Consider the following 18,058-nt stretch of genomic DNA (forward strand, 5'->3'; position numbering starts at 1 on the left):
TTTAGTTATTTTAACTTTTTTAATGATTTAGTAAATTTATAATTTTATGGCATATTTTTTGCATCGTTGTGGTGCTAATTTATCTGCTCATTGCTCTTTTTAGTGCTAAATGATTCATTATTTTGGTGAAATGTAAAGTTTTTGTGCTTTACAAAGAAGTGTGAAGGTGTAATAACTAAAAACACTTTATATGGTGAAATGCGCTGAATCTCCTAGCGGAACAGCGTATATTGCAAATCCGCCAGAAAAAATGTTTTCGCGAAGCATTGAACTTTATATGAGTTGATCGGCAATATCGCAGAAAATGAATTGATTGTTTGTTGCTCGAAAGAGCCATGTTGAAAGAAGGGTACGCTATGCACATGCCATCGCCTAATACTGTAGCTCCCGCTCAAGGTTTATATCAACCTGATGAGTTTAAGGATAACTGTGGTTTTGGTTTGATTGCCCATATGAAGGGTGATTCAAGTCATCATCTTGTGGAAACCGCAATTCACAGTTTAAGTTGCATGACGCACCGTGGTGGTATTGCCGCAGATGGTAAGACGGGAGATGGGTGCGGATTGCTATTGGCTATGCCGAAACAGTTCTTTCGTGACGAAGCTCAGAAGTTAGGTACTAATCTTACTGAGATTTTTGCTGCGGGTACTGTATTTTTAAATATTGACCCTGCTTTAGCTCAAAATGCCAAAAATATTCTGAACAAAGAAATTACAGCTGAAGGTCTTACCGTTGCAGCATGGCGTGTTGTGCCGACAAATAATGATGCTCTAGGTGAAATTGCGTTGCAATCACTTCCTGCATTTGAACAAATCCTAGTGAACTGCCCTATGGGTGTCACTGAAGTTGAGTTTAATCGTAAACTCTTCTTAGCGCGTCGTCGTGCTGAACAACAATTACAAAATGATCCTTTATTTTATGTGACTACTTTAGCCACAACAGTGATTAGCTATAAAGGCTTGATGATGCCTGCTGCTATTGCTGACTTCTACACTGATTTGGCAGATGAGCGTCTAAAATCACATATCGTTGTATTCCATCAGCGCTTCTCAACCAATACATTACCGCGTTGGCCTTTGGCTCAGCCTTTCCGTTATCTTGCACACAATGGTGAAATTAACACTATTACTGCAAACCGTAACTGGGCTTTGGCGCGTACTCCAAAATTTGAAAACCCATTACTTCCAGGCTTAACTGAACTAAATCCAATTGTTAACCGTACTGGCTCGGATTCTTCTAGCTTAGATAATATGCTTGAAATCTTAGTTGGTGGTGGTATGGATTTATTCCGTGCACTACGTATGTTAGTTCCACCAGCTTGGCAAAACGTTGAAACCTTAGATGCTGACTTACGTGCTTTCTATGAGTTCAACTCTAAGCATATGGAAGCTTGGGATGGTCCAGCAGGTTTGGTTATTCAAGATGGTCGCCATGCAATCTGTATGCTTGACCGTAATGGTTTGCGTCCAGCACGTTGGGTGATCACTAAAAATGATTACATCACACTTGCATCTGAGATCGGTGTATGGGGTTATGAACCAGAAGATGTGGTATCTAAAGGCCGTGTAGGTCCTGGTCAAATCCTTGTTGTAGATACACTGACAGGTAAAGTTCTCGATACTAAAGATGTTAGTAACCATCTTAAAAACATGCGTCCATATCGTGAATGGTTACGTGATCACGCAATCCGTTTGCAAGCGAACCCGCAACTTGAAGAACAATTAGTTGATCAAGGTTTAACTGGCGATGCATTAAAAGCAGCTCAAAAAATGTTTATGGTAACATTTGAAGAGCGTGATCAGTTGTTACGTCCTATCGCAGAAAGTGGTCAAGAAGCTGTTGGTTCGATGGGTGATGATACGCCAATGGCAGTATTATCTCGTCAGGTACGTCATGTATCTGATTATTTCCGTCAACAGTTTGCTCAAGTAACTAATCCACCAATTGATCCATTGCGTGAATCGATTGTGATGTCATTGGAAACTTGCTTAGGTCGTGAGCAAAACGTATTTGAACAAGGTCCAGAGCACGCTGACCGCATCATTATTTCAAGCCCTGTATTGTCAAACTCAAAAATGCAGCAGCTTCGTGATGTGGAAAAAGAGCGCGAAGGTTATGGCGTTGTTGATATCGATTTGAACTATGCTGAAGCAGAAGGCTTACAAGCAGCAATTGCTCGTATTTGTGAAGAAGCTGCTCAAGCTGTTCGTGATGGGAAAACACTCATCGTATTAACAGATAAGAACTTCCGTGAAGGCTTCTTACCTGCGAATTCAGCATTGGCAACAGGTGCCGTACATCATCACTTAATTAAAACTGGTTTGCGTACAGATGCAAACATTTTAGTTGAGACAGGTTTTGCGCGTGATCCACACCAATTTGCAGTATTGCTCGGCTTTGGTGCTACAGCGGTTTACCCTTACTTGGCTTATGATGTAATCAATGACCTAGTTGCTAAAGGCGAGTTATTGGGTGATCCAATCCACGCACAAGCAAACTTCCGTAAAGGTATTGAGAAAGGCTTGTTGAAAGTTCTTTCTAAAATGGGTATTTCGACAGTTGCTTCTTATCGCGGTGGTCAATTATTCGAAGCGGTAGGTTTATCTTCTGAAGTTGTTGATAAGTGTTTCCTTGGTGTACCAAGCCGTATTCAAGGTGCGACATTTGCAGATTTAGAAAACGATCAGAAAAAATTGGCAACAACTGCTTGGCAGAACCGTAAGCCGATTGATCAAGGTGGTTTACTTAAATTTGTATTTGGTAAAGAGTACCATGCTTTCAACCCAGACGTGATTAACTCACTTCACAAGGCTGTTCGCTCAGGTCAATATCAAGACTTTAAAGAATATGCAGAGTTGGTGAATAACCGTCCTGTAGCTACGATTCGTGACTTATTCAAATTAAAAACGACAAATTCAATTGCGCTTGATCAAGTTGAAAGCATTGAAGATATCCTTCCGCGTTTCGACTCTGCTGGTATGTCTTTGGGTGCATTATCTCCAGAAGCACACGAAGCAATTGCAATTGCAATGAATACAATTGGTGGTCGTTCGAACTCAGGTGAGGGCGGTGAAGACCCAGCGCGTTACGGCACGATTCGTAACTCGAAAATCAAACAGATTGCATCAGGTCGTTTTGGTGTAACGCCAGCGTACTTAACTTCTGCTGAAGTTTTGCAGATTAAAGTAGCACAAGGTGCAAAACCAGGTGAGGGTGGTCAGTTACCAGGTGGTAAAGTGAATGGCTTAATTGCACGTTTACGTTACTCGGTGCCAGGTGTGACTTTGATTTCACCACCACCACACCACGATATTTACTCAATTGAAGATTTGTCTCAGTTGATCTTTGACTTGAAGCAAGTAAACCCTCAAGCGATGGTATCGGTAAAACTGGTATCTGAGCCAGGTGTTGGAACTATTGCTGCAGGTGTTGCAAAAGCTTATGCTGACTTCATTACCATTTCTGGTTATGACGGTGGTACAGCGGCATCTCCACTTTCATCAATTCACCATGCAGGTTCGCCTTGGGAATTAGGTTTAAGTGAAGCGCATCAAGCACTTCGTGTAAATGATTTGCGTGGTAAGGTACGTGTTCAAACTGATGGTGGTTTAAAAACAGGTTTGGATGTAATCAAAGCAGCAATTTTAGGTGCTGAAAGCTTTGGTTTCGGTTCTACACCAATGATCGCATTAGGTTGTAAATATCTTCGTATTTGCCACTTGAATAACTGTGCAACTGGTGTTGCAACTCAGCAAGATCATTTACGTCAAGAACACTATATTGGCGAACCAGAAATGTTGATTAACTTCTTCAAGTTTATTGCAGAAGAAACACGTGAATGGTTAGCTGCTCTAGGTGTTGCATCACTTAAAGATTTGATTGGTCGCGTTGATTTGCTTGAAGTTTTACCAGGTGAAACTGAAAAGCATGCTCATCTTGATCTCAGCGCTTTATTGACTTCACATCCATCTGCTGAAGGTAAAGCTCAGTATTGCCAAGTTCAAGGTAATGCGCCATTTGATAAAGGTGTATTGGCTGAGAAAATGGTTGCTGAAATGCTACCAGCGATTGAAGCAGGTACAGGCGGTTCATTTAATTTCACTGTTGGTAACTGTGATCGTTCAATTGGCGCGCGTATTTCAGGTGAGATCGCACGTCGCTACGGCAACTTAGGGATGGAAAACAACCCAGTTGTGATGAATCTTGTTGGTACAGCTGGTCAGTCACTTGGTGTTTGGAACGCAGGTGGTCTGCATATCAAACTTGAAGGTGATGCGAACGATTACGTTGGTAAAGGCATGGCGGGTGGTCGCGTTTCCATCTTCCCACCAAAAGGTTCACCGTTCCAAACACAAAATACTGCAATCATCGGTAACACTTGTTTGTATGGTGCGACTGGCGGTAAGTTATTTGCTGCGGGTACTGCGGGTGAGCGTTTCGCTGTTCGTAACTCAGGTGCTTTTGCGGTAATTGAAGGTGCTGGCGATCACTGCTGTGAATATATGACAGGTGGTGTGGTAACTGTCTTAGGTAAAGTTGGTCATAACTTTGGTGCGGGTATGACAGGCGGTTTCGCTTATGTACTTGACCTTGATAATGACTTTGTAGACTACTACAACCATGAGCTGATTGACCTAAATCGTATCTCTACCGAGTCGATGGAAGATCACAAAGAAAATCTACTGCGTATCCTTGATGAACATATCAAAGAAACAGGTAGTGCTTGGGCATACAAAATCCGTAATGAGTTCGACTTCTATAGTCGTAAGTTCTGGCTTGTAAAACCGAAAGCTGCTAATTTGCAAACGCTTTTGAAAACAACCCAAGCTGATCCACAATAATTCCACGACTGCAAAGACATAGGCAGGTGCAGAGATGAGAGACATCGCTGCGCCTACCCACGGAGAGAGACATGGCAGAACGCCTCAATAATGACTTTCAATTTCTGGATGTACCACGTCAAGATCCAGAGAAAAAAGATATTACTGTCCGCAAAGCAGAGTTTGTGGAAATTTATAAACCTTTTACAGCGGAAGTGGCTGCAAACCAGACTCATCGTTGTTTAGGGTGTGGTAACCCTTATTGTGAATGGAAATGTCCTGTACATAACTACATTCCAAACTGGTTAAAACTGATTGCTGAAGGTCAAATTTTCCAAGCAGCTGAACTTTGTCATCAAACCAATACATTGCCAGAAGTTTGTGGTCGTGTATGTCCACAAGACCGTTTATGCGAAGGTGCTTGTACTCTAAATGATGGCTTTGGTGCAGTAACGATTGGTAATGCTGAAAAATATATCAACGATACTGCCTTTGCTTTAGGCTGGCGCCCAGATATGTCTGGCGTTAAATGGACGAATAAAAAAGTTGCAATTATTGGTGCTGGTCCAGCAGGCTTAGGCTGTGCAGACATTCTTGCGCGCGGTGGTGTAAAACCAGTTGTATTCGATAAACGTCCTGAAATTGGTGGTCTACTTACATTCGGTATTCCAGAATTTAAAATGGAAAAAGATGTGATGAAACGTCGTCGTGAAATCTTCACGGGGATGGGCATTGAGTTCCGTTTGAATACTGAAATTGGTGTCGATGTAACGATCGAACAGTTGCTTGCTGAATACGATGCAGTATTCATGGGTATGGGAACATACACTTATATGAAAGGTGGTTTCCCTGGTGAAGATCTTGATGGTGTTTACGATGCATTAGATTTCTTAATTGCGAATGTAAATCGTTGCCAAGGCTGGGAAAAAGATCCAAGCGAATACATCAGTGTAGATGGCAAAAAGGTGATTGTTCTGGGTGGTGGTGATACTGCGATGGACTGTAACCGTACTTCATTACGCCAAGGTGCACATGATGTGACATGTGCTTACCGTCGTGACGAAAGCAACATGCCGGGTTCTGCGCGCGAAGTGAAAAATGCCTATGAAGAGGGTGTAAAATTCCTATTCAATCGTCAACCAATTGAAATTGTCGGCGAAAATGGCAAGGTAACAGGCGTAAAAGTCGTGACTACACAGATGGGTGAGCCTGATAGCCGTGGTCGTCGTAGCCCTGAGCCAATTCCTGGTTCTGAAGAAGTTTTACCAGCTGATGCAGTATTGCTTGCTTTCGGTTTCCGTCCAAGCCCTGCGGATTGGTTTGGTTCTGCGAATGTGAGCTTAGATGGTTCAGGTCGTGTAGTGGCAGCTGAACAGCAAGAGTTCAAGTTCCAGACCTCTAATCCAAAAATCTTCGCAGGCGGAGACATGGTACGTGGTTCTGATCTTGTCGTAACTGCTATCTGGGAAGGTCGTCAAGCTGCCGAGGGTATTTTAGATTACCTTGGTGTTTAATCCAGACAAAATTGTAAAACACGTCTAAGTAGAGCCTGCATTATGCAGGCTCTACTATTTTCACCTTATCTTTTTGGTAGTTTTGGCAAATCGTATAAGCTATTTTGCCCTATGCTTGATTATCCTGCAGCGCAATACTCAAAGTCAGTATATAAAATGTGCAGGAACTCAAGATGGCACTTGCAAATGCAAATTCAGAGAAAGGCTATTTAAATCGTCCCAAAGCTTTGGGAATTACAGTGCGTCGTTTGCAATTTAATCCTAAAAAAATTCAACGACACTATTTTGCTAACTCTCCGTTAATGTCGCATCTTTTAACTGCGTTATCATCCACTTTTCCAATTGGTGAACAATATTTTGTAAACAGTGTGCGGAACGTACGAGATAAAGTTAAAGATCCTCAGTTACAAGCACAAATTGCTGCATTTATTGGACAAGAAGCTATGCATTCTAAAGCCCATACTGAGTTCAATGATGCATGGCGTAAAGAAGATTATAACCTTGATCGTTTTCAAGCGTGGCTGGCAAAGCGTGATGATGCACTACGAAACATTCATCCAAAATTACAGCTCGCTTTAACTTGTGTATTTGAACATTTTACTGCGATGTTAGGCGGTTACATTCTCAAACATCCAGAAATATTAAGTACTTTAGATGATGATGCAATGAAATTATGGGTGTGGCATGCAATTGAAGAAATTGAACATCGCTCCGTTGCCTTTGATGTCTATCAAGAGGTCTATGGTGATGATCGTATTCGTCGTTTATTAATGCGAAGTGTAACCACTGGATTTGCAAGTCTCACTTTTTATGCAACATCACGTTTGATTTGGCAAGATAAATGGAAAAGCTTACCGAAAGTCGGTGGTAATCTATTTGGAATCTATTTACTTGGAAAAATGTTAATTCAGCTTATTCCTGAATACTTATCGTATTATCAAACAGATTTCCATCCTGCAAAGCACGACTATACGAAATTGGTAAATTACTGGAAAGCACGTATGGCTGACGAATATGGAATGATCAGCTTTCAAGAGGAAACCGCATCTAAAATTTACAGTTTATGAGGCAGACAGCATAATACTCCTCGTATTGCAAAGCATTACTTCAAGCGAATTGAGTAATGCTTTTTTATTTAATCTAAAAATAAATCAACTTAAATAAATGTTACACAGATAGCAAAAAATCTCACTACAATGAATTATCGCAAAAATATAAAGAAAAACTTGAGGATAAATTTTTATGAAAATGATCAAACACACCGCTTTGGCAACCGTATTGGCAAGCACATTGTTATTTACGGGTTGTGGTTATAATACGTTGCAAGTGAAAGATGAAGCTGTGAGTGCTTCATGGTCAGAAGTACAAAACCAATATCAACGTCGAGCTGATTTAGTTCCAAATCTTGTTAATGTCGTGAAAGGCTATGCCAAACATGAGGAACAAGTGCTCACAGAAGTGACTCAAGCACGCTCGAATGTTGCAGGTTTAAAAGTTGATAAAGAAGTTTTAGAAGACCCAGCTTTGTTTGAGAAATACCAACAAGCACAAAGTCAATTAACGGGTGCATTGTCTCGTCTGATAGCTGTTTCTGAAAATTACCCCGATTTAAAAGCCAACGAACAATTTCGTGATCTACAAGCCCAATTGGAAGGTACTGAAAATCGTATAGCCGTTGCTCGCAATCGCTATATCACGACCGTTCAAGATTACAATGCTTATGTACGCCAGTTCCCACAGGTGATGACTGCAAAAGTCATTGGAATGAAAACCAAAGAGAACTTCAAAGCAGAACAATCCGCACAGCAAGCTCCTACAGTTTCATTTAATTAATATCTGAAACTGGTTAGATCGATAAGGAGTAAGGTATGTTGATAAAACCAACGCAAAAAATTAAATATATTCTTATTATTCTTTTTGCGCTGCTTTGTTGTCAGCATACCGTTTGGGCGGAGGTTGCAACCGCAACAGATCACAGTGATGTGATTGTTGCTGGAAAAATCATTCAAGATCAGCATAAAAATACCTCTACATCATCGCAGTCAACACAAGCACCCGTATTGCCAAAAGTTGCCAATGATATGGAGGATGGTGAATCAATTCGAGCTTTACCAACTTTAAATCAGCCTGTTATTGATCAAGCTAAGGTGTTGAGTGAGGCTGAAATACAGCAACTTAACCAAAAAATTCTGAGTTTATATCAACAAGGCAAAGCTCAAATCGGTGTAATTATTGTGCCAACGACAGGACAAGAAGCCATTTTTGACTTTGCTTTGCGTACAGGCGAAGAATGGCAATTAGGTTCAGCCAAGCGAGATAATGGTTTATTGATGGCGATTGCGATCAACGACCGTAGAATTCAAATATTGACAGGTTATGGCTTGGAGGGTGTATTACCTGATGTAGTATTGAGTCGAATAATTCGCAATCAGATCACGCCTTATTTTAAACAAGGTCAATATGCACAAGGGATTTCGTCAGGTTTGGATGAGCTTACCCGTATTGTGAATCTTGATCCAGAGATCGCTCAACAATCTGCTCAAGAGCTCAAAGAGCGACATGAGCAGGCAATCCAAGCACAACAAGCAAAAGATAATACGCTTACGATGGCGCTATTTATTTTAATTGCGGGTGTCATAGGATCGTTCATTGTCGGTAAACGATTAAGTGCATCTACTGCTGCTGTTGCTGCAACAGTTGCAGGTTTGGTAAATGGTGCTGGTATCCTTATGAGTTTGCTGCTTGGTGTAGGTATTTTCTTTTTATTAATCACATCACTTGCTCAACTGATTTTTCAAGCTTTCTTGTCTAGTGGAGGACGCGGAGGCGGAGGTGGAGGATTTGGCGGTAGTGGTGGCTATAGCGGTGGTGGCGGTAGTTTTGGAGGGGGAGGTGCCTCAGGATCATGGTAACTAAAACAGATACAACAGAAATTATTACGCAACCCAAGCTAGATGAATCTGTACAACCTAGTGCAAAACGCTGGTTAAAGCATTTTTTTTACGTTTCATCGGCACATCGATATTTTAATAAACAAGATCGACAAGAGATTGCCAGAGCAGTACAGCAAGCAGAGAAAGGTCATGTAGGTGAAATTCAGGTGGTAATTGAAGGTCATATACCGTGCTCACAAGCTTACTATCAAAATACACGTTTACGCGCGCAGCAACTCTTTGCAGAATTAGGTGTTTGGGATACCGAGTTGAATAGTGGTGTGCTGCTTTATTTAAATTTGTGTGAGCGTAAAGTTGAGATTTTGATTGATCGTGGTTTGAAGTACGCAACACAAACACATATTTGGACTCAAATCTGTCAGGAAATGATCAGCCTTTTGACTGCAAAACAATATCAAGCTGCTGTTAAACATGGAGTGCAGATAATTGGTACGGTGCTTGATGAGTTTTACGGTAAAAACAATAAAAGTGAAGTGAACAATGAGCTTTCAAACGAGCCATATATTCTAAACTAAGGCTTTATTAAGCTGTTTTATCAAAAATCAATTCAACCTATTTCGATTAGACCGTTTATCTTCCGATAAATGGTCTATTTATTCATCACTTTTTAGAAAAAAAGATAATAAAAACTCTGTGATTAAATTCTCTTTTAATTGTGAAAATCACTAAAAAAGCATTAAAAATTTCTTAAGCAAGGTCTCAGACTTGCTAAATGGTGACATAATTTGTCATTTATTATTTTTTTTTGTCAAAAAAGCAGGACTTTTATCCATGCTGAATAATGTTTTAAGTCTCTGTTTTTTTGAGTTAAAATTCGATAAGCTAAGGACTGGCATAGAACATGCTGAATACAAGTAGCTAATAAAAGCTTATAAAAATTTATACATTGGAGAAATGTTATGAAATCAATGCAAAAGGGTTTTACTCTTATCGAATTGATGATCGTTGTAGCGATCATCGGTATCTTGGCTGCAATTGCGATTCCTGCTTATCAAGACTACATCACTCGTGCACAAGTATCTGAAGCTGTAACTTTGGGTGGCGGTTTAAAAGCTCCTTTGGCTGAGTATGCTTCTGATAAAGCAGCTTGGCCTACTGCTTTAGTCGCACCAACAGCTACCTCAACTGTTGCTACAGAAATTAGTGCAACATTAACTGGTAAGTATGCAACTGTTGCTTCTACAGTTAGTGGTACATTCCCTACTGGTACAGTTACAGTTACAATGACTACAGGTAATGCAAGTGGTTCTACAGTATTATTCACAACTACTGATAAAGGTGCTTCTTGGAGTTGTACTACAGGTACGACTTTACCTAAATATCGTCCAAATGCATGTAAATAATAATTAATTCATGTGATCATACAAGACCTCTATAGAGGTCTTGTTTTTTTGTAAAGGAAACAGATGGAAATATGAAATATAAATTAAAAGTAGTTAGCATAATAGTATGCTTTATCATATTAATATTATTTCTTTATTCATCTATTTTTTCTGCTCAATATGTATGGGATGACGCATTATTATTTGTAAATAAAACAGGCTTAGTTGAAGAGCCTTTAACTTGGACTTTAATTTCTGGTCCTGTATTACCAAATACTAGCTATTTTAGGCCTTTTGTTTTTTTAACTTGGTATTGTGAATTCCATATCTTCGGATTAAACCCAATTGTATCTCATACTATTGGATTAATTATTTTTATAATTAATAATTTATTATTATTTTTATTATCTTATTTGTTTGCTAAGAGATTAGATCGAAGCCAACCACTTGTTTTAGCAAGTATAGCTACATTATTATATTTGACACATCCTGCTTTAATAGAGTCTACAGCTTGGGTATCTGGTCGTTTTGATCAATTGTGTACATTATTTAGTTTGGTTGCGTTATTAGTTTTTATTAAGTACTTTAAAAATAGTGAAATCTCTCTCTCTTGGTCTGCTAGTATTACAATTGGATTTAGTTTTCTATGTGCTTTATTAAGTAAAGAAGTCGCTATATGGATGCCAATTATTTTATTTATTTTTTATATTATTTTGGAACCTAATATATCTTATTTAAAATTAATAAAAAATGCTATTTTTAATCAATACAAATTAATTTTTACATTTATACTATTTTTTTTAATATATTTACTATTGAGATTAAGTTCTGTTTCATATAATAGTGCAATATTTAATAGAGATTATATGCAAATAATGATATTAGATGGTATTTTACCTTTACATGCCATTAAATATTATTTATTGCAGATTTTTTTACCTTTTAGCCATGTTTCTTTATTATCTCCTTTAGAACAGTTAGATCAAAGTTTATTTAGTAGATCTATTGCTTATATTAGTGGTATATTGATATTGTTGATTTTCTATCTTGCAATATATAAACGTCATATAAGTGCATTGCTGAGTTTATGTGCCTTTATATACTTATTCTTGGTTTTATATTTTATTCCTGTGGGTATAGCAAATAATTTAGGACATAGTCGGTTTTTAACATTACCCATGATTTTTGTGGTTTTAGCTATAGTATTTTTACCCTATACAAAGATATTTAAAAATTTAAAAATTTCATATAGAAAAGTGGTAGTCCTTGGTACAATAGTAGTTGTTTTTTGGTTAGGATTTTCGATACTTACAGTAAAAACAGTCGCTCCTTTTTGGTTAAATGAGTATACTTTATGGTATTGGGCTTACCAAACCCATCCTGATTCTAAACTTGCTCGTAGTAATTATTTATCTGCTTTAGTAAATAAGAAAAAATTTGATGAGGTAATTAAAATTAGTAATCAATATATAGAAAAACATAATGCATTAGAGGTAGGTGAGCAAATAACGTATGCTACTGCACTACTAAATAAAAATGATCCTGAAAGCTTGGATTATTTTAAAGGTGTAATTTCAGTATTGCCAAAGTTACACGAAGAAAATAATGCTAAAGCAAGGCAGAAGGCAGATTATTTTTTATTAAGTTCTGCACAAATGTCTGATGCTTATACATTATATGCTTTAGCTCTCATTAAATTTAAAGGTGATGTTGAGGGTGCAATTCAGAACTTAAAAATTGCTGAATGGTATCTTCTTGATGATCAAAAGGAACAGTTTAATTATTACTTAGTAGCTGTGCTCTATATAAATCAGCAGTATAAGCAAGCACTTGACTTATATCACCAGCAGAAGGAAAAGACATTGAAGCGAGGTGGTAATGCATATATTTATACACCTGCTATTATTGGTCAATATTGTCAGGGACGAGAAAATATGGAAGCCTGCCAAAGATTTGCTAAAGAGCAGTTTTAGAGGGTAAGGATAATGTTGGATAATACTATTTCTATTAAACAGAGAGTAAAGGCATTTTTAAGTCATTTAGTACTTTCAGTTATTTTGGTTTTAGTTGCTTTATATCTTATATATGGTATTTGGTATCCACAGCCATTAAATTTAGCTGTTGGTGTATCTTCTATATATCTGATAATGCTAAGTGTTGATTTTATTCTTGGTCCGTTATGTACTTTGATTGTGTATAAAGCAGATAAAAAAAAATTAATATTTGATGTTATTGTTATCCTTATTATACAACTTACTGCCTATAGCTATGGTTTATGGACAATAGAAAAAGGACGACCAGCATGGCAGGTGTTTGTTGTTGATGATATTGAATTGGTTAGTCCAATAAATTTATATATTTCTAAAGAAAAAAAAGAATTTGAAATTGGTTTTTTTGAATCTCCACAATGGGTTGCAGCAGTTTATTCTAGTAATCCGAAAATTGCGAAACAACAGAAAGAAGATGAAATGTTTGATGGTATTAGTTTAGCAACACGACCAGAAACTTATCAACCAATACAAGTTCAATCCAAAGCGATCCTGGGAAAGTTGCAATCATTGGATAAGTTACAACAATTTAATTCTAAGGAGCAAATAGAAAAAGAATTACATCAATTCCATCATGTAAGAGGGTGGCTTCCTGTTAAAGCGCCAAATTTAGATTTGGTGGCTATTTTTGATAAGGATGGGCAGCCTTTAGGAGTTGTCAATTTAAGGCCGTGGAATGATTAAGAGACCAGAGATGAAGAAAATTAGTCAAATATTACCCTTGCTAATGATATTGGTTGTAATATTTTTTATTTATAAACAGGTATTACACTTTGATTATCTTTGGGATGATGACTTATTAATTGTGGATAATGTTGATTTAATTAATAGTAAATTAAATTGGGATATACTAGCTCGCCCTGTTTTACCGGGTTCTTCTTATTTTAGACCTTTAGTTTTTCTTTCTTGGTTTATTGAGTTTAAATTATTTGGTCAAAGTGCTGCTATTTCTCATCTTGTCAACCTTGGACTTTTTCTTTGTAATATTAGTTTAGTCTATTGGTTGGCGTATTTATTAGGAAAAGCAAAGCAAAAGAAAAATCTTGTATTGCTTGCTAGTTTTTGTGCAGGGTTATATGCAATTCATCCGATTCATGTGGAAACTACGGCTTGGGTATCTGGTCGTTTTGATTTGATGGTAACATTATTTACTTTACTTACTTGTATACTTTTTATTTCTCAATATTTAAAAAATAAGTTAAATCTATTTATTAATTTCTTAATAGGATTATGTTATTTTTTTACTTTGATGAGTAAGGAATTAGGTTTGGTTGTTCCTATTTTAATATTTATATTATATTGTGCTGTGTCTTCTGATGGTTTTAGAGTTGGCTTTATTAGTTTTTTTAAAAAATATTATACTTTATTTGGATTTATTGGGGTATTTTTTATTATATATTATATGCTTAGATTATCTTCAATGCAAGAAACCTATCATTATCCATTTACATGGGAGTATTACAAAACAATCGTATTTGAACAGCAGATACCTTTATATGCAATCAAACAATATTTCTTACAAGCATTATTGCCATTTTATACATTAGGACCAATTCAGCCAACAGAGCTGTTTACTGTTAGAAATTTAATAAATATTATTAGTATTATTTTAATAGCCATTTTTCTTATTTATCTTACTATTAATGCAGTGAAAAGAAACTCTTTCTTTGCATGGATGATGTTAAGTTATCTAGTAACGATCAGTTTGGTTATCTTCTTAATTCCTATTTCAAGTGGAAATAATATTATACAAGAACGCTTTATGACATTAGGTTTAACTTTTTTTGTCATTGGTATAGTCTTTACTTTATCTGAGCTTGGTAAAAAATCATGGAAGATTTTAGCTATTACAATTTTATTGATATGGTCAATAGGAGCTTATGTAACCACAAAGTCGATTATTCCATTTTGGAAAAATGAGATGACTTTATGGAGTTGGGTACATAGGATTTATCCTGAACTTGCAACAATCAGAAACTTATATTATTTTAGTTTATTGAAATATAATCATTTAGATGAATTGATTTCTATTCTTGATAAAGAGGTAATATCGAAAGGCAAGGCACTTCATGTTGCTGATCAGATTTTATATGCAAAAGCACTATTAATTAAGAGAAATCCAGAAAGTATAGAATATCTGAAAGGAGTGATTTCATATATTCCAGAATTCCATAAGATGTATCCTAGAATTTCAATAGATATATTATCAAAAGCAGCAGCTCCTTATGAACTGACAGCAATGCAAATTGCTACAGTCTACGATAGTTTATCTATTGCAACACTTTGGTTTGAAAATAATCCTGAACTTGCATTACAATATAGTTATATTGCTGAAAAATATTTAGAACCATCTGAAAAATATCCTGTGTTTTATAATCGTATTGCTTTCTTAAAAATTTTGGGAAGAGAACAAGAAGCTGAGAATTTATCAAAGCAAATAAGCAAGATTGCAATGTATCGTAAGGATGACAATATTCAGAATGTTGGAAAAATTATTAAGATATGGTGCGAAATAAATAATATGCAAGAAAAGTGTGAAAATTAATTATTCATGATAGGCTTTGTTGCATAAAGATTTTGTAAGCTTTTGATTTAAATAGGTTTGTATGAATTTCAACCTAAAAATTAAATGAACAAAATCAGTTGGTTATGTATTTATGCAACAAAGCCTTCATGATATATAAGAGTTAGACTAATAGTCCTTACGGGACTTTTAGTCCAATTTTATTGGTAAAATTTTGCCAGTTTATAAAAAAAATAGAAATAAATGACAAAAAATGTCATTTGGAATATTTTAAGCTATTGAATTTTAATAATTTATTTTTGGTATATTTATTGCTAGTTTATTGGTATATGATTTAGGATTAATTACTATGAATAACTCAAAAGGATTTACATTAATAGAGTTGATGATTGTTGTGGCAATTATTGGTATCTTAGCAGCTATTGCTATTCCTGCTTATCAAGATTATATCACTAGGGCCCAAGTATCAGAAGCTGTTACACTGGGTGCAGGTTTAAAATCAGCTCTAGGTGATTATGGTTGGACGTATGCTACATGGCCAACAGCTCTGGTTAATGGTAATAGTACAACATCTAGTACAGAAATTAATGCGACTTTGGTGGGTAAATATTCTACAGTAAGCTCTATAATTACTGGGAATTATCCAACAGGAACAGTAACCATTACAATGACAACTGGTAATGCGAGTGGTCAAACGATACTTTTTGAAACAGCCGATAAAGGAGCAAGTTGGACATGTACATCAGGTACATTGAGTCTCAAATATCGTCCTAATGCTTGCCGTTAACTTTCATATATGACAAAATTAAAAATTTTGTCATATATGAAAATTTAAAACTATTTTCTATACATAATTGGTTTTTTCACGGAGTTTGGTTTAAGCCATAAATTTTCCCACTGGTTAGCATTCATATCTATTACATATGGATAATGTTCAAATGCCTGTTTTGCAGTTTTAAAAATCTGACCTGTATTGTAATCTTTAATAGCTTGGAAACGCTGTGGTGTATTTAATGGCGCACGACTAATTAACCAGATTTGATTAAGTACAGTACGGTCATTCGGTTCAGTAATAAGATTCTGTTGTAATAGGACACTCTTAAAGTATTCTTGGGGGATTAAGCGAACAAAATGACCAATACGCCAATAGCCATAACGTAGAGGATGAGCTGCTAGAAAAGGGTCGGTTAGTCCTAGTTCATCAATTATATGTTTGGATGGATGATACTTTGCCATAAGATAACCGTGGAAACCCATCGTACCCATAATGATTGGTTCATCTGAAGTAGATTCAAATAATGCTTTAGTCTCTACAAAATGATATTCAATGGGCAGAGCCTTTCCTGATATCTTAGGAATTAAACCAGTAGTACGATAATAAAATTGGCGTTCATCTGCAAAATTGTAATTTGTAGTACTAATTTGCTGTTTTAACATATAGTAGTAAAAATTAAAAATTAAAAATAGTAATAAGAATATAGTGATTATATCATATTGTTTTATCGTAAGTTTGATAGCTTTACTCAATACACAGAGACTAATCATAAATGGTATAGTTAAAAAACGGCCATACATATAATCTGCACCAACATTAATGAGATAAACTAGATAGAGAAATAAACCTAAACCTAAAATCTTGTTTACTTTATCTTTAGAAAATATAGTATAAATAAGTGTGCTATAAATAATGATAGAAGTAAGTGGGTCATGTAAAAAATTATAGTACAGATAAGAGAAACCTTGTATTTGTAGCTGAACTCTTGGTAGTCCTATATTGGTTTTTGCAATAACAGAGTTTGCAAAAAATGAACCATAATAGTATAGGGCGAATAAACTCCATAAAATTACAGGGATAAAACCTATCATTCCTTGTGCCAAAGAAAATTTCAATCTTTTATCTTTATAGGATTGAATGAAAAATATATAGACTGCTAATGCTATAAATGGAATAATCAAGTCCATGCGATTTAAAAACATTGCAGATAAAATTAGACTTAATATTAAGAAAAAATATTTACTTTTTTGCTTAAAATATAAGATGTAGAAGAAAAAAATAACTAAAAAATGACTTAGACTATTCTCAAGCCCTGATGAAGAAAAATCTATAACTGCACGAGAGGATAAAAATAGTAAGAGAATTAATAAAAATATTTGAATATTCTTTCTTGTGATTAAAAATAATAGATATAAAGTTGCCAAACTGTATATATAACCTAAAACAAGGGCTAATGAATATAAATCATCAACAATATATTTTCCTAGTAATAGATGAAACATCCAAAGGGGATGGGTATAAGTTTGTACACGTTCAATAATGTTCCATCGTAAGCCATAGCCTTGATGGAAGTTTTCTACGGTCCTAAAAGTGATGTAGGCATCATCTGCAACCCATGCTGAGAATAAATAAAATATTGAAAAAACCACTATCACAAAAATAAAAAAATTTCTTTTAAAAAATATCATTGAAATAATCCTAATATCAGTCCTAAGCTAGAACCTAATATAATCCCTGTTAAAATTTCTAATTTGCTATGCCCAACACGTTCCCTTAGTTTTTGACCTTGATAATGTTCAAGTTGATTAATGGCTTGAGCATGTTTTCCTATTTGTTTACGCAAGCTATTTGCATCTAAAATCACAATAAAAGCCAAAGTTAGCGCAACACCAAAAGCTGGCGTATCCATTCCTTCTTTAAAAGCAATTAAACTGACTATACTACTGACAATGGCACTATGGTTACTTGGCATCCCACCATAACCAATGAGATCAAATGCCAAACGTTTTTCTTTGATACAATTGATGAGGAACTTGGTTATTCCACAGACTAACCATGCCAAAAATGGCGTGATCAAATACATATAAGTGTTCATATAAAA

The 18,058-nt window shown here is 36.0% G+C and carries 13 protein-coding genes; 11 read left to right on the top strand and 2 right to left on the bottom strand.

Annotated elements, in window-relative coordinates; genetic code table 11:
* The first annotated feature begins 362 nt into the window (after positions 1–362).
* The 11 genes from gltB to IRT38_RS04565 all read left to right on the top strand — a co-directional run bounded on the left by gltB (position 363) and on the right by IRT38_RS04565 (position 15,969).
* Positions 363–4,841: a glutamate synthase large subunit gene (gene gltB, locus IRT38_RS04515; protein WP_171496621.1), complete on the top strand. Its 4,479-nt coding sequence runs from the start codon at positions 363–365 to the stop codon at positions 4,839–4,841.
* A gap of 71 nt (positions 4,842–4,912) precedes the next feature.
* A complete protein-coding gene (locus IRT38_RS04520) occupies positions 4,913–6,334 on the top strand; it encodes an FAD-dependent oxidoreductase (RefSeq protein ID WP_004909607.1) in 1,422 nt (473 codons plus the stop codon).
* Positions 6,335–6,507: 173 nt separating this feature from the next.
* Positions 6,508–7,401, top strand: a complete 894-nt coding sequence (locus IRT38_RS04525; RefSeq protein ID WP_194597038.1) for a metal-dependent hydrolase — start codon at positions 6,508–6,510, stop codon at positions 7,399–7,401.
* Positions 7,402–7,576: 175 nt separating this feature from the next.
* Positions 7,577–8,167: a LemA family protein gene (locus tag IRT38_RS04530; protein ID WP_004951564.1), complete on the top strand. Its 591-nt coding sequence runs from the start codon at positions 7,577–7,579 to the stop codon at positions 8,165–8,167.
* 35 nt (positions 8,168–8,202) lie between these two features.
* Positions 8,203–9,246: a TPM domain-containing protein gene (locus IRT38_RS04535; protein WP_194597039.1), complete on the top strand. Its 1,044-nt coding sequence runs from the start codon at positions 8,203–8,205 to the stop codon at positions 9,244–9,246.
* On the top strand, positions 9,240–9,803 hold the full coding sequence (locus IRT38_RS04540; RefSeq protein ID WP_194597040.1) for a TPM domain-containing protein: 564 nt from the start codon (positions 9,240–9,242) through the stop codon (positions 9,801–9,803). The genes IRT38_RS04535 and IRT38_RS04540 overlap by 7 nt, the downstream gene beginning before the upstream one ends.
* 384 nt (positions 9,804–10,187) lie before the next feature.
* Positions 10,188–10,631 (top strand): pilin, encoded by a 444-nt coding sequence (locus IRT38_RS04545; protein ID WP_194597041.1) that lies wholly within the window; start codon positions 10,188–10,190, stop codon positions 10,629–10,631.
* Positions 10,632–10,702: 71 nt separating this feature from the next.
* On the top strand, positions 10,703–12,583 hold the full coding sequence (locus IRT38_RS04550) for a hypothetical protein (RefSeq protein ID WP_194597042.1): 1,881 nt from the start codon (positions 10,703–10,705) through the stop codon (positions 12,581–12,583).
* Between the two features lie 12 nt (positions 12,584–12,595).
* Entirely contained in the window at positions 12,596–13,342 is a 747-nt protein-coding gene (tfpZ, locus tag IRT38_RS04555) for a TfpX/TfpZ family type IV pilin accessory protein (protein ID WP_227592136.1), read from the top strand.
* Between the two features lie 10 nt (positions 13,343–13,352).
* Positions 13,353–15,203, top strand: coding sequence for a hypothetical protein (locus IRT38_RS04560; RefSeq protein WP_194597043.1), 1,851 nt, complete (start codon positions 13,353–13,355; stop codon positions 15,201–15,203).
* Between the two features lie 328 nt (positions 15,204–15,531).
* Positions 15,532–15,969 (top strand): pilin, encoded by a 438-nt coding sequence (locus IRT38_RS04565; protein ID WP_194597044.1) that lies wholly within the window; start codon positions 15,532–15,534, stop codon positions 15,967–15,969.
* A 50-nt stretch (positions 15,970–16,019) separates the two neighbouring features.
* On the opposite strand, the gene IRT38_RS04570 is transcribed toward IRT38_RS04565, so the two are convergent.
* On the bottom strand, positions 16,020–17,645 hold the full coding sequence (locus tag IRT38_RS04570) for a hypothetical protein (protein WP_194597045.1): 1,626 nt from the start codon (positions 17,643–17,645) through the stop codon (positions 16,020–16,022).
* Positions 17,642–18,052 carry a divergent PAP2 family protein gene (locus IRT38_RS04575; RefSeq protein ID WP_194597046.1) on the bottom strand — a complete coding sequence of 137 codons (411 nt, stop codon included), beginning with the start codon at positions 18,050–18,052 and terminating at the stop codon, positions 17,642–17,644. Before IRT38_RS04575 ends, IRT38_RS04570 begins: the two co-directional genes overlap by 4 nt.
* Between the last annotated feature and the right edge of the window lie 6 nt (positions 18,053–18,058).

The organism is Acinetobacter sp. SK-43 (assembly GCF_015351505.1).
GTDB lineage: Bacteria > Pseudomonadota > Gammaproteobacteria > Pseudomonadales > Moraxellaceae > Acinetobacter > Acinetobacter junii.